Annotated in this window: 10 protein-coding genes; 3 read left to right on the top strand and 7 right to left on the bottom strand. The window is 71.2% G+C overall.

Annotated elements, in window-relative coordinates:
- Positions 1–126: 126 nt before the first annotated feature.
- Positions 127–1,512, bottom strand: coding sequence for a PAS domain-containing protein (locus AQJ27_RS23255; RefSeq protein ID WP_067372478.1), 1,386 nt, complete (start codon positions 1,510–1,512; stop codon positions 127–129).
- A 647-nt stretch (positions 1,513–2,159) separates the two neighbouring features.
- Between AQJ27_RS23255 and iscB the strand changes: the two genes are divergently transcribed.
- On the top strand, positions 2,160–3,524 hold the full coding sequence (gene iscB, locus AQJ27_RS23250; RefSeq protein ID WP_067371964.1) for an RNA-guided endonuclease IscB: 1,365 nt from the start codon (positions 2,160–2,162) through the stop codon (positions 3,522–3,524).
- A 466-nt stretch (positions 3,525–3,990) separates the two neighbouring features.
- On the top strand, positions 3,991–5,046 hold the full coding sequence (locus AQJ27_RS23245; protein ID WP_067371961.1) for an isopenicillin N synthase family dioxygenase: 1,056 nt from the start codon (positions 3,991–3,993) through the stop codon (positions 5,044–5,046).
- A gap of 30 nt (positions 5,047–5,076) precedes the next feature.
- On the opposite strand, the gene AQJ27_RS23240 is transcribed toward AQJ27_RS23245, so the two are convergent.
- A complete protein-coding gene (locus AQJ27_RS23240; RefSeq protein WP_067371957.1) occupies positions 5,077–6,177 on the bottom strand; it encodes a citrate synthase 2 in 1,101 nt (366 codons plus the stop codon).
- A gap of 435 nt (positions 6,178–6,612) precedes the next feature.
- On the opposite strand from AQJ27_RS23240, the gene pdxH reads away from it, so the two are divergent.
- A complete protein-coding gene (gene pdxH / locus AQJ27_RS23235; RefSeq protein WP_067372474.1) occupies positions 6,613–7,251 on the top strand; it encodes a pyridoxamine 5'-phosphate oxidase in 639 nt (212 codons plus the stop codon).
- Positions 7,252–7,286: 35 nt separating this feature from the next.
- On the opposite strand, the gene AQJ27_RS23230 is transcribed toward pdxH, so the two are convergent.
- The 5 genes from AQJ27_RS23230 to AQJ27_RS23210 all read right to left on the bottom strand — a co-directional run bounded on the left by AQJ27_RS23230 (position 7,287) and on the right by AQJ27_RS23210 (position 13,487).
- Complete coding sequence (locus tag AQJ27_RS23230; RefSeq protein ID WP_067372471.1) at positions 7,287–7,889, bottom strand: TetR/AcrR family transcriptional regulator; 603 nt, start codon at positions 7,887–7,889, stop codon at positions 7,287–7,289.
- A 128-nt stretch (positions 7,890–8,017) separates the two neighbouring features.
- Positions 8,018–8,761, bottom strand: a complete 744-nt coding sequence (locus tag AQJ27_RS23225) for an enoyl-CoA hydratase family protein (RefSeq protein ID WP_067371954.1) — start codon at positions 8,759–8,761, stop codon at positions 8,018–8,020.
- Positions 8,758–10,389 carry a 4-coumarate--CoA ligase family protein gene (locus AQJ27_RS23220; protein WP_067371951.1) on the bottom strand — a complete coding sequence of 544 codons (1,632 nt, stop codon included), beginning with the start codon at positions 10,387–10,389 and terminating at the stop codon, positions 8,758–8,760. Before AQJ27_RS23220 ends, AQJ27_RS23225 begins: the two co-directional genes overlap by 4 nt.
- Before the next feature lie 33 nt (positions 10,390–10,422).
- Positions 10,423–11,556 (bottom strand): acyl-CoA dehydrogenase family protein, encoded by a 1,134-nt coding sequence (locus AQJ27_RS23215; RefSeq protein ID WP_067371948.1) that lies wholly within the window; start codon positions 11,554–11,556, stop codon positions 10,423–10,425.
- 65 nt (positions 11,557–11,621) lie between these two features.
- Entirely contained in the window at positions 11,622–13,487 is a 1,866-nt protein-coding gene (locus tag AQJ27_RS23210) for an acetyl/propionyl/methylcrotonyl-CoA carboxylase subunit alpha (RefSeq protein WP_067371945.1), read from the bottom strand.
- Positions 13,488–13,494 lie beyond the last annotated feature (7 nt).

Here is a 13,494-nt window from a genome sequence, read left to right as displayed (position 1 = left end):
GCTGGACCCACCAGGATCCTCCAACCCCGCCGAGCCGACCGGGAGTCCTCCACCCACGCTGGGCCGACCTGGAATCCTGCCCCCGCACTGGGCCGATCGGGTGGGGAGTGGGTGCGCGCGGCGGTGCTACGTCCGTGCCGCCAGCCCCTCCAGATCCAGCGCCGTGGCGATCCGTACCGCCACGTCCTCCGCGTACGTCGCGTCCGTGCGCTCGAACTGGCTGCGCCCCGCCCCCCGCAGAAACGTCACGACGCCCAGCGTGCGCCCCCGGCTGCGCAGGACCGCGCACAGGGCGTGCACCGAGTCCGGCGGCCACTGGCGGGCCGTGGCCCACTCCCGCTTCCGCTCGGGGGTGCTCTCACCGGAGCTGGCCCGCACGGACCCGGCCCGCTCCACGCACTGGAGCGCGGGATGCCCCTCGGCGTACCGCACGGGCAGTCCGGCCTTCCCGGTGAGCAGGCTCGGCCCGGGCGCCCCGGCGGGTGTGGTGACGGCGCGTACCAGCCGTACGGGCCCGTCGTCGTCCCCCGCCGACCACCCGGTCGCGACCCGGTCGATCAGCGCGTGGTCGGCGAACCCGGCGAGCGCGAAGTCGAGGTGGACGGTGGCGGCCTCACCGGGGTCCTCGCACTCGGCCGCCGCCCGGGCGGCCCGGTGCAGCTGGTTGGCCCGGAACCGCAGCAGGTTCGCCTCCTGCTCGGTGTGCTTGGCCTCGGTCACGTCCTGGAAGAGCCACCCGACCCCGAGCGGAACCGGTTCCTCCGCGAGCGGTGAGGCGAGCCGCACGAACCCGCTGCGCCAGCACCGCCGTTTCTCGCCCTCGGCCGACCGCACGCTCACCCACATCTCGGCGGGCGCGGGCGGCGCGCCCTCGGCGAGCACGTGCGTGAGGGCGCTCTCCAGCTCCTCGACCCCTTGGGAGAGCAACTCTCCCAGCGGCCGTCCGAGCACCGCCGTACGCCCGATCCCCAGGGCCCGGGCCGCGTGCGCGTTGACGACGGCGGGCCGCAGGTCCGCGTCGACCAGGACCACACCCCAGCTGGCGTCTTCGAACAACGCCTCGCTCAGAGCGATGGACCGCTCGAGATCGATCTGCGCGTGCACCTCGCTGAAGGCGCAGTACACCCCGGCGGGCTTCCCGTCGGCTCCGCGCACGGCGGCGGACTGGGTCCGCACCAGCACGCGCCCGCCGTCCTTGGTCAGCAGCGCGAACTCGTGCACCTGCCGCCCCGGGGCCTCCATGACGGACAGCAGCCGCGCCTCGACCTCCTCGGCGTCCGCGGTCCGCACGGCCCATCCGGCGAACCCGCGCCGCCCCACGGCCTCGGCCGCGCTCCAGCCGAGAATCCGCTCGGCCTCACGGTTCCAATGGGTGACGACCCCATCGGCGTCGAACGCGCACAACGCCGCGTCCATCCCGTCCAGCAGCGCGGCAAGCAGATCGGAACCAGCCGGCTCGGGCTCGTCCGGCCCCAGCTCGTCGGTGGTCCCACTACGCCGGGAAGCACTCACCTGGACCCCCTGCAGGCTGCGTCCGCACGTACGGCGAGACAGTTCGCTCACTCGCCTTCATTCAACTCGAACGTGACCCAGCCCACATCGTGTTCCCCAAAGATTGGACGAAATCGTTGTACGCAGGGATTCCGCCCCGTCAGCCCCAGGAATCGCACCACTGGACACACCCTCCCAGCGCCCGACTCCCTCTGGCCGTCCGTTCGACGATTCACCTCAATTCACACAAACGGATGCCTTCATGCGGTCTGCGCCACAGGCAGATCCACGATCACTAGCGTCTCGTTCCAGGTGGTTCGGCAGGTCAACCGCTCCCACCCATGGTTGACCAGCCCCAGTCGTCACCGTGAATCGAGGTGAGTTCGACGACTACGTTCCATACAGGTGAGGAGACCCACCCTGCCGTGCTTCCTCAGCGGCAGGCTCTGGAACCTGCGGCAGCAGACAACCCCGGGAGCAGGGACGAAACGGGCCACAGGGGCGCCACTTCGCTGGACGGCGCAGCCGGTATGGGACATGGGCGAGGGGAGACCGTACGCAAGTCACCAGCACACGTACGGCGACACCCCGACGCGGCTGCTTCAGTTGCCGCGGAGGGAGTACACCTCTCTCGTAAGGGAGAAAGCAAGGCGGGGGCTGGTGCGCACATGGTCCCGGTGCTCGACAAACGGGGGCGCCCCTTGATGCCGTGCCACCCCGCCCGCGCACGGGAGCTGCTCGCGAAGGGAAGAGCGGTGGTGGTGCGGTACGTGCCGTTCGCGATCCGCTTGAAGGATCGCCTGATCGAGGAGTCCACCATTGCCGGAGTCGCGGTGCGCGTCGACCCGGGGAGCTGTGGGACGGGAATCGCCGTGACCACGGACACGGAGCAACTGGACCACGCCACGGGGCGCGGGCACGCAGCGCGCCGAGGCCTGTTCGCAGTCGAGCTGATCCACCGCAGTGCTCAGATCCGTGACGGCATGAAGCGTCGGGCGGGCTACCGGCGTCGGCGGCGCAGCGGGAATCTCCGTTACCGCGCGCCCCGCTTCGACAACAGAAGGCGGCCGGCGGGCTGGCTCGCACCGTCTCTGCGGCACCGGGTCGAGGGCACGATCGGCCAGGTCGGCCGCCTGATGAAACTCTTTCCCGTCGTCGAGATCCACATCGAACGGAACTCGTTCGACACCCACGCCCTCAGCCTCGGCCGCGAGACGTTGAGCGCGCTCGAATACCGTGAGGGCACCCTCGCCGGGTACGAGGTACGCGAGTATCTGCTGGAGAAATGGCACCGCACCTGCTCCTACTGCGGAGCCACCGGCGTACCCCTGCAGATCGACCACATCCAGCCCAGGGCCCATGGCGGATCCGACCGGATCTCGAATCTCACACCGGCCTGCGGCCCCTGTAACCAGGCCAAATCGGCGCGCCTTGTGGAAGATTTCCTCGCAGAGCAGCCGGAAAGACTCGCGCGTATCAAGGCAGAGGCCAAACACCCACTGCGAGACGCGGCGGCCATGAATGCGACCCGCTGGCAGCTCTGGCGGAGTGCAGCGGGCCTTGGCCCGTCCGTTTACGCCTGGTCTGGAGGCCTTACCAAGTTCAACCGCGGCGCCCATGGCCTGGCGAAGTCGCACACGCTCGACGCCCTCGCGGTCGGTGAGCTTCCCGATCGAACGCGCATCGTGCGGCACCCCGCGCAGGTTCTGACTGCCCGGGCCACGGGCCGTGGTTCCTACGCTCGGACACGTACCGACGCATACGGTTTCCCGAGGCTCCATCTCACCCGTCGCAAGAAGCACTACGGCTTCACCACCGGAGATCTCGTACGTGCGGTCATCCCACGCGGAAAGTACGCGGGAACCCACACCGGACGCGTCGCCGTCCGCGCCAACGGGTGCCACAGCATTCCCGTCCCGGGCGGCCACGCGGGCACCAGCCACAAGAACCTGCGCCTGCTCCAGCGGGCTGACGGATACGCGTACGGCACCAGGTTCGAAAAACCGGTTGAGCCGGGTTCGATCGGTTCCTAATGTGGGCTGCACGCCGAAAGGAGGTGATCGGGTACATGTATGAAACCCGGACCAGCGAGGTGGCTGCGGGCTAGCGGCCCGTCACCACATGTAGTGCGGTGCCGGACCAGCGCGTGAAATGAGCGCGCAGCCGGCCCCAATCCCAAGCAGTCACCCGACCCGCGAGCTCGCCGGTACGTCCGGCCGGCTCCTCCGCCGTGAGGCGGAGGAACCCGAGCTCGCGGGTCGTCTGCGTTTCGCAGGGCATGTGAGGTAGGGCACATGCGTTTCGCGGGGTCCGCAGTACTCTTGGACCATGCTTCCGATGCTCGTTCGACGCCGACACGTGGACTTCGTGCGCGTCACGAGCATGGGCTGTCGGGCTTCTTCCTGACCTCAGCCCCCCCTTTCTTCCCCTTGGCACCCGTGGCCCCCGCCCCATCCCCGGCGGCCGCCCGGGCACCCGTACACCCCGCGGACGCACCTCATGACGACGAACACGTCTTCTGCTCAGAACCTGCAGAGCCGGCAGCACCGGCCTTACCAGCAGCTTCCGATCATCGATCTCTCCGCGGCCGACCGCGGCCCCCAGGCCCGCGCCCTGCTGCACGCGCAGTTGCACAGCGCCGCCCACGACGTGGGCTTCTTCCAGCTCGTCGGGCACGGGGTGACCGAGGGCGAGACCACCGCCCTGCTCGACGCCATGCACCGGTTCTTCGCGCTGCCCGAGGCCGAGCGGCTCGCCCTCGACAACGTCAACTCGCCGCACTTCCGCGGGTACACGCGCACCGGCGACGAGCGCACGGGCGGCAGCCGGGACTGGCGGGACCAGCTCGACATAGGGGCCGAGCGGCCCGCGCGCAGGCCCGGTCCCGGCGAGCCCGCCTACTGGTGGCTGGAAGGACCCAACCAGTGGCCGGCCGCGCTGCCGGAGCTGCGGACCGCCGCGCTGGCCTGGATCGACCGGCTCAGCTCGGTCGCGGCCCGCCTGCTGCGCGAGCTGCTCACCGCGATCGGGGCGCCCGCCGACTTCTACGAGCCGATCTTCGGCGAGCGGGCCCATCCGCATCTGAAGCTCGTACGCTACCCGGGCAGCGCGGGCGACGGCGCCGACCAGGGCGTGGGCGCGCACAAGGACTACGGATTCCTGACACTGCTGCTCCAGGACCAGGTCGGCGGTCTTCAGGTGCAGCGCGAGGACGGCCTCTTCCACGAGGTGCCGCCGCTGCCGGGAGCGTTCGTGGTCAACCTGGGCGAGCTGCTGGAAGTGGCCACCAACGGGTACCTCGTCGCCACCAACCACCGGGTCGTCAGTCCGCCCGGGGCCACCGAGCGGTTCTCCGTGCCCTTCTTCTATAACCCGCGCCTGGACGCGCGCGTGGAGCCGTTGCCCTTCCCGCACGCCTCCGCCGCGCCCGGCGTCACCGACGACCCGGCGAACCCGCTGTTCGCGGAGTACGGCCTCAACGAGCTGAAGGGCAAACTGCGGGCCCACCCGCTGGTCGCCACCCGTCATCACGCGGAGCTGCTCACCCCCGCGTGATGACCGGCCACTCCTGGGCCCGACGCGGGCTCAGTGCGCGATGTCCTCGTAGCCCTTGATCTCCTGGGGGCCGCGCGGACCGGGGCCCACGTAGTGCGCGGACGGCCGGACGAGCCGTCCCGTGCGCTTCTGCTCCAGGATGTGCGCCGACCAGCCCGCCGTACGAGCGCAGGTGAACATCGACGTGAACATGTGCGCCGGGACCTCGGCGAAGTCGAGCATGATCGCGGCCCAGAACTCGACGTTCGTCGCCAGGACGCGGTCCGGACGGCGCGCGTGGAGCTCCTCCAGGGCCGCCTTCTCCAACGCCTCGGCGATCTCGAAGCGGGGGGCGCCGAGCTCGCGGGCGGTGCGGCGAAGGACACGGGCGCGCGGGTCCTCGGCACGGTAGACGCGGTGGCCGAAGCCCATCAGGCGTTCGCCCTTGTCGAGGGCCTTCTTGACGTAGGCCTCCGCGTCGCCCGTGCGCTCGATCTCCTCGATCATGCCGAGGACGCGGGAGGGCGCGCCGCCGTGCAGCGGCCCGGACATGGCTCCGACGGCGCCGGAGAGGGCGGCGGCGACATCCGCGCCCGTCGACGCGATGACGCGGGCGGTGAAGGTGGACGCGTTCATGCCATGCTCGGCGGCGGACGTCCAGTAGGCGTCCACGGCCGCGACGTGCTTGGGGTCGGGCTCGCCGCGCCAGCGGATCATGAAGCGTTCGACGACGGAGTGCGCCTTGTCGATCTCGCTCTGCGGCACCATGGGCCGGCCCTGGCCGCGGGCGGACTGGGCAACGTACGAGAGGGCCATGACGGCGGCGCGGGCGAGGTCCTCGCGGGCCTGGGCCTCGTCGATGTCGAGGAGGGGCTTGAGGCCCCAGACGGGGGCGAGCATGGCGAGCGCGGACTGGACGTCGACGCGGATGTCGCCGGAGTGGACGGGGATCGGGAACGGCTCGGCGGGCGGCAGGCCGGGGTTGAAGGCGCCGTCCACGAGGAGGCCCCACACGTTTCCGAAGGAGACGTGGCCGACCAGATCCTCGATGTCGACGCCCCGGTACCGGAGTGCGCCGCCCTCCTTGTCCGGTTCGGCGATCTCCGTCTCGAACGCGACGACTCCTTCGAGTCCGGGTACGAAGTCGGACATCAGGCGGCTCCTCGTGATGTGTACGACGGGGGATTTATGGAGGTGATGGTGGGGGTGACGATGGGGGCGCGTCTTGCGGTTGGAAGGGGGAATCCGTGCGTCGGTGATGGGTGGTCGACGTCCGGCTCCACGGTCGGCTCGTGGACTCGCGGTCCGGTACGTCTTCCCGGTGATGCCCCGTGCGACCGGCGGTCATCCCACCGGAACGGTGGCAGCACCATATCTCCGAGTGCCACCTTTGGGGAGGCCCTGCGGCACTCAGTGCCACCCTCTGACACTCGATGCCGCACCGGGATACGGCAAGATGACCGCGTGACCGACCGCGACCGCCTCCCGGATGAATCCGCCGCCGAGCCCCTCGTCCTGCGCGCCGCGGAAGCCGCCGCCGCAGAAGCCACGGGCGACGCCGAAGAACTCGCCGCCGACCCCGCCGCGATGCGCGCCCACTACCGCGCCGAGGGGCTCGTCGAGGCCGATCTCGCCGCGCATCCCATGGACCAGTTCGCCCGCTGGTTCAAGCAGGCCGCGCAGGCCTCCGTGCAGGGCATGGTGTACGAGCCGAACGCGATGGTCGTCTCCACGGCGGACGCCGAGGGCCGGCCCAGCTCACGCACGGTGCTGCTCAAGCAGTACGACGAGCAGGGCTTCGTCTTCTACACCAACTACGACTCCCGCAAGGCCCTCGAGCTGTCCGAGAACCCCTACGTCTCGCTGCTCTTCCCCTGGCACCCGATGGCCCGCCAGGTCATCGTCACCGGAACGGCACGACGCACCGGACGAGACGAGACCGCCGCGTACTTCCGCACCCGCCCGCACGGCTCCCAGCTCGGCGCCTGGGCCAGCGCCCAGTCCTCGGTCATCCCCTCCCGGGACGAGCTCGACGCCTCCTACGCGGAGTTGAGCGCCCGCTACCCGGAGGGTGAGCAGGTCCCCGTGCCCCCGCACTGGGGCGGCTTCCGCGTCGCCCCCCGGACGGTCGAGTTCTGGCAGGGCCGCGAGAACCGCCTCCACGACCGGCTGCGGTACGTGGCGGAGCCGGACGGCAGCTGGCGGGCGGAACGCCTCAGCCCGTGATGCCGGCGGGGCTCGGTCCGTGATGTCGGCGGGGCTCAGCCCAGCGCCTCGTCCAGCAGTACGCCCCACTGCGCCACCACCCGTTCCCGTCGCCCCCCGTCGTTCGTGAGGAGGTTGGCGAGGCCGAGCCCGCGGGACATGTCCAGCAGGCCCTGGACCGTTTCGCGAACGCCCGGGCGGGATTCGTCGGCGGCGAGGAGTTCCACGGCGATCCGGTGGGTCTCACGGCCCACGCGGGCCTCCAGCTCGGTGACCCTGGGGCGGAGCTGCTCCTCGTTGGAGGCGGCGACCCAGAGGTGGAGGGCGGCGCGGAAGAGGGGGCCGGTGTAGAGGTCGACCAGGGCCACGACCACCTCGCGGCGGTCGGCGGCACCCTCCGGGAACAGGGTGCGCAGTGCGGTGGAGCGCTCCTCGGCGACGTACTCCACCGCGGCGGTGAACAGGTCCTCGCGGGTGCGGAAGTGGTGCTGGGCGGCCCCCCGGGACACTCCCGCGCGCTCGGCGACGACGGAGACCGTGGAGCCCGCCCAGCCGTGCTCGGCGAGACAGGCCACGGCGGCCGCGAGCAGCCGCTGCCGGGTGGCGCGGCTGCGGTCCTGCTTGGGAACGTGCGGAAGCCGGGGACCGCGGGGGGCGATTTCGGCGGGCTCCGCCGCGTCCGTGGTCGCGTCCGCGGCATCCGTGGTCGCGTCCTTGACGTCCGTGGCGCCCGTGGTCGCGTCTGTCGCGTCCGTGGGCTCCGCGCGCTCCGCGGTTTCCGTCGTGCTCACACCACCCATGCGGGATCCCGTCGTTCGAGGAAGGCCGTCATCCCCTCGCGGGCCTGCGCGGAGGAGAACAGTTCGGCCGAGAGCGCGGTCAGGGCATCCGCGTCCCGGTCGAAGGCCTCCAGCACCCTAGCCGTGAGCAGCCGTTTCGTCTCGGCCAGGCCTTGGGGGGAGGCGCGGCGCAGGCCGTCCAGGACGGGGTCCAGGGTGACGTCGACGTCGTCGCCGGTCGCCGTCAGGAGTCCCGTCCGTACCGCCTCCGCCGCGTCGAAACGTTCGCCCGTGAGGTAGTAGCGGGCGAGGGCGCGGGGGTCCGTACGGGGCAGGAGGGGAAGGGAGATCACGGCGGGCGCGACGCCGATGCGTACCTCCGTGAAGGCGAACGTGGCTTCCTTGGAGGCGATCGCCAGATCGCAGGCTCCGAGGAGCCCCAGTCCGCCCGCCCGCACATGGCCCGTCACCCGGGCCACCACGGGCTTGTGCAGCTCGACGATCTGCCGCAGCAGGGCGACGAGCGCGTCCGGGTGCGGAGGATCGCGCAGGTCGGCGCCCGCGCAGAACGTGTTCCCCGTGTGGGCGAGGACGACCGCGCGGACGTCACGGTCCTTGCCGCACCGGGTGAGCCCGTCCGCGAGCTCGCCCACGAGGGCGGCGGAGAGGGCGTTGCGGTTGACGGGCGAGTCGAGGGTGAGGGTGGTGATGGCGCGGTCGTGCGCCACGCGGACAACCGGTTCAACGGTCATGACAGGCCCCGCAGTTCCCGGCGCAGGATCTTTCCGGAGGCCGCCCGTGGGACGGCGTCGATGAAGGTGACGCCGCGGACCCTCTTGTACGGGGCGACGCGCTCGGCGACGTACATCATCACCTCTCCTTCGGAGAGGCCGGGGACGTCGGAGACCTCCGCCGGACCGCCCGGACCTGCCGGACCGCCCGGACCTGCCGGACCGGCCGCGGACGGCTGGCGCACCACGAAGGCGTGCGGGACTTCGTTGTTGTCCTCGTTGTAGACCCCGATGACCGCGGCGTCCGCGATACCGGGGTGGGTGAGGAGCAGTGCCTCCAGTTCGGCGGGCGCGACCTGGAAGCCCTTGTACTTGATGAGCTCCTTGACGCGGTCGACGACGAAGAGCCAGCCCTCGGTGTCCACGTGGCCGACGTCTCCGGTGTGCAGCCAGCCGTCCGGGTCGATCATCGCGGCGGTGGCGTCGGGCTGCCCCAGATAGCCCTTCATGACCTGGGGACCGCGGATGACGATCTCGCCCGCCTCCCCGACGCCGAGGTCCTTGTCGGGGTCGTCGAGGGAGACGATGCGCATCTCGGTGCCCGGGACGAGCCTGCCGACCGTTCCCGGGGGCGCGTCCTGGGCGGCGTCCAGGGGGACCAGGTGCGTGCAGGGAGACAGTTCCGTCATCCCGTAGCCCTGGCCGATGGGCGGCAGCCCGAGCCGCTCGGCGCAGGCCAGCGCGAGCTTGGCGTCCAGGGGCGCGGCGGAGGAGACGATGTACTTCAGGGACGACAGGTCGTACCGCGCGACGGCCGGGTGCTTGGCCAGGGCCAGCACGATCGGCGGCGCCACGAAGAGGCCGCTGATGCGGTGCTTCTCGATGGCCGCGAGGAAGGTGTCGAGGTCGAAGCGGGGCAGTACGACGACGGTGGCGCCCTGCCTCAGGGGCGCGTTCATGAGGGCCGTCAGCCCGTAGATGTGGAAGAAGGGCAGCACCGCGAGGATGCGCTCGCCCTCGCCCATCGGCAAGAAGGGCACCAGTTGCGCCAGGTTGGTGGCGATGGACCGGTGGGTGAGCATCACCCCCTTGGGTATGCCGGTCGTCCCGGAGGAGTACGGCAGGGCCGCGACGTCCGTCACCGGGTCGATGTCGATCTCCGGTTCGGGCGCGGTCGAACCGAGCAGGTCGATCAGCGAGCGATGCCCCGGAGCGCTGTCGCAGACGAAGATCTCCCGCACTCCGCCGGCGAGCTCGGCGGCCTGCCGCGCCGCCTCCAGGAGGGGCGACACGGTCACGATCCAGTTCGCGGCGCTGTCCCGCAGCTGCTTGGCGAACTCCTCGGGCGTGGCGAGCGGGTGCACGGTCGTGACCGACGCCCCCGCGCGCGTGGCGGCGTAGAACACCGTCGGGAAGGCGATGGTGTTCGGGCTGTGCAGGGCGAGGACGTCGCCCTTGCGGACGCCCGCGTCGGCGAACGCGGCGGCCAGCCGGCGGTGGAACCGGTCCAGTTGCCCGTAGGTGAGCGTGGTGCCGTCGACTCCGTCGATCAGCGCGGGCGTGTCGCCTCGCTCGGCGGCGCGGCCGAGGACCGCCTCGTAAATGGGTTCCTCTACGGCCGGGACTTCGGCGTACTCGCTGCGGAACACGGTTCCTCCTGGAGCGGCTCGTGGAGCGGCGGGCTAGTACGACTTGGGCAGGCCCAGGGTCTGGTGGGAGACGTAGTTGAGAATCATCTCCCGGCTCACCGGAGCAATACGAGCCACGCGCGAGGCCGTTATCAATGAGGCGAGGCCGAATTCGCGGGTGAGGCCGTTGCCGCCGAGGGTGTGCACGGACTGGTCGACCGCCCTCACACAGGCCTCGCCCGCCGCGTATTTGGCCATGTTGGCGGCCTCACCCGCGGCGACGTCGTCCCCGGAGTCGTACAGGTACGCCGCCTTCTGCATCATCAGGCGGGCGAGTTCGAGGTCGATGTGGGCCTGTGCGAGGGGGTGGGCGACGGCCTGGTGGGCGCCGATGGGCTGCTTCCAGACGGTGCGCTCGCGGGCGTACTCGACGGCCCTGGAGAGCGCGTAGCGGCCCATGCCGATCGCGAACGCGGCCGTCATCACCCGCTCGGGGTTGAGCCCGGCGAAGAGCTGGAGCAGGCCCGCGTCCTCGTCGCCGACGAGCGCGTCGGCGGGCAGCCGCACGTCGTCGAGGGTCAGCTCGAACTGCTTCTCCGCGCTGTGGAGTTCCATGTCGATGCGCCGCCGCCCGAAGCCTTCGGCGTCGCGCGGGACGATGAACAGGCAGGGCTTGAGGCTGCCCGTCCGCGCGTCCTCCGTGCGTCCCACGATGAGGGTGGCGTCCGCGATGTCGACGCCGGAGATGAACACCTTGCGGCCGCTCAGGAGCCAGTCGGCACCGTCCCGGCGCGCGGTGGTGGTGATGCGGTGCGAGTTGGAACCCGCGTCGGGTTCGGTGATGCCGAAGGCCATGGTGCGGGTGCCGTCGGCCAGGCCCGGGAGCCACTCCTGTTTCTGGGCCTCCGTGCCGAAGCGGGCGATCACCGTGCCGCAGATCGCCGGCGACACGACCATCATGAGGAGGGGGCAGCCCGCGGCGCCGAGTTCTTCCAGGACTATGGAGAGTTCGGCTATGCCGCCGCCCCCGCCACCGTATGCCTCCGGCAGGTTGACGCCGAGGTAGCCGAGCTTGGCGGCTTCGGACCAGAGGGTGTTGATGTCGTAGTCGCGGCCGTGGCGTTTGCCTAGGGCGGCCACGGCGGAACGCAGGGCTTTGTGCTCTTGGGATTCGATGACGGGGCTCATGGGGCTCCTGAGGTCGTCTCAACACTGCGGGTCGTATGTGGCTGGTCGCGCAGTTCCCCGCGCCCCTATCGGGGCGCTGTACTCACCGGTGTCGTCTCCACCACTGCCAGCAGGGTCCCGACCTCCACCTGTTGTCCGGGGGTGGCGTGGAGGGCCGTGAGCGTGCCTGCCGTCGGCGCGGAGATCTTGTGTTCCATCTTCATCGCCTCCAGCCACAGGAGGGGCTCTCCGGCCCGTACGGCGGCTCCCGTGGTCAGTCCCTCGGCGACGCGGACGACGGTTCCCGGCATGGGAGCCAGGAGGGAGCCGGGGGCCTGCTGGGCGGTGGGGTCGGGGAAGCGGGGCAGGGCGGTGAGGGCGGTGGCGTTCACGAACACCTGCTCGCCGTACCGCGTCACCTCGAACTTCCTTTGTACGCCGTCCACTTCGAGTACGACGAGACGGGCGTCGGCGTGCACCACGCGCACCCCGTCGGCCGTGAGGCCCGCACGGGTGTGCTGGTAGCGCACCTCGTGCTCGGTGCCGGCCAGGTCGTAACGCTTGATCTGCGGCTGCGAGGGGAGGTTGCGCCAGCCGCCGAACCGGGAGCGGGCGTGGCCCCGCGCGTCCGCCAGGGCCGCCGCCAGGGGCGCGTACGGGTCCGGGGCCGGCGTCGTGAGGGCGGCGAGGTGGCGCTCGTAGAAGCCGGTGTCCATGCGGGCCTCGGCGAACTCCGGGTGCCGCAGGGAGCGTACGAGCAGATCCCTGTTGGTCGCCGGGCCGTGGATGTCGGCGCGTTCCAGGGCACCGGACAGCTTGCGCAGGGCCTCCGCACGCGAGGGCGCGTACGCGATCGCCTTCGCCAGCATCGGGTCGTAGTGGACGCCGATCGGGTCCCCGTCGGTGTATCCGGTGTCCAGGCGGACGCCCTCCGTGACGGCGAGGCGGTGCAGGGTGCCGGTCTGCGGGGCCCAGGACCGCGCCGGGTCCTCGGCGTACAGGCGTGCCTCGATCGCGTGCCCCCGCGCGCGTGGCGGGTCGTTCGCGAGCGCCGCGCCCTCCGCGACCTGGATCTGGAGCGCGACGAGATCGATGCCGAAGACCGCCTCCGTCACCGGGTGTTCGACCTGGAGGCGGGTGTTCATCTCCAGGAAGTGGGCCTTGCCGTCGGCGACCAGGAACTCGACCGTTCCCGCGCCCACGTAGTCGACGGCTCGGGCGGCCCGCACGGACAGGTCGTAGAGGGTTTCCGTCAGGTCTCCGAGACCGGGGGCCGGGGCCTCCTCGATGACCTTTTGATGGCGGCGCTGGAGGGAGCAGTCGCGGGTGCCGAGCGCCCAGACCGTGCCGTGCGCGTCGGCGAGGATCTGCACTTCCACATGCCGACCGCCCTCTACGTAGGGCTCGACGAAGACCTCGCCGTCGCCGAAGGCGCTGAGGGCCTCGGCGCGGGCGGCGGTCAGCTCGGCGTCGATGGCGTCGAGTTCGCGTACGACGCGCATACCGCGTCCGCCGCCGCCCGCGGCCGCCTTGACGAGCACCGGGAGATCGGCGGCGGTGACCGTCTCCAGCGGTTCGAGCCCCATCAGTTTCTTGGCGCGCGTCTTGGAGGCCATCGCCTCGATGGCCTCGGGCGGCGGCCCGATCCAGACGAGGCCCGCGTCGAGGACGGCCCGCGCGAAGCCGGCGTTCTCGGAGAGGAAGCCGTACCCGGGGTGCACGGCGTCCGCGCCGGCGCTCAGGGCGGCCTTCACGATCAGGTCGCCGCGCAGATACGTGTCCGAGGGCGCCGCCCCCGGCAGCCGTACCGCCTCGTCGGCCACACGCGTGTGGAGGGCGTTCTCGTCGGCGTCCGAGTACACGGCGACGGTCCGGATCCCCAACTCACCGCAGGTGCGGAAGACCCGGCAGGCGATCTCGCCCCGATTGGCCACGAGGACAGAAGTAATCACTGGGACC

It is taken from the genome of Streptomyces olivochromogenes (assembly GCF_001514115.1).
GTDB lineage: Bacteria > Actinomycetota > Actinomycetes > Streptomycetales > Streptomycetaceae > Streptomyces > Streptomyces olivochromogenes.
Note: the sequence above shows the minus strand (reverse complement) of the source record. Positions and strands in the feature narration are given on the sequence as shown.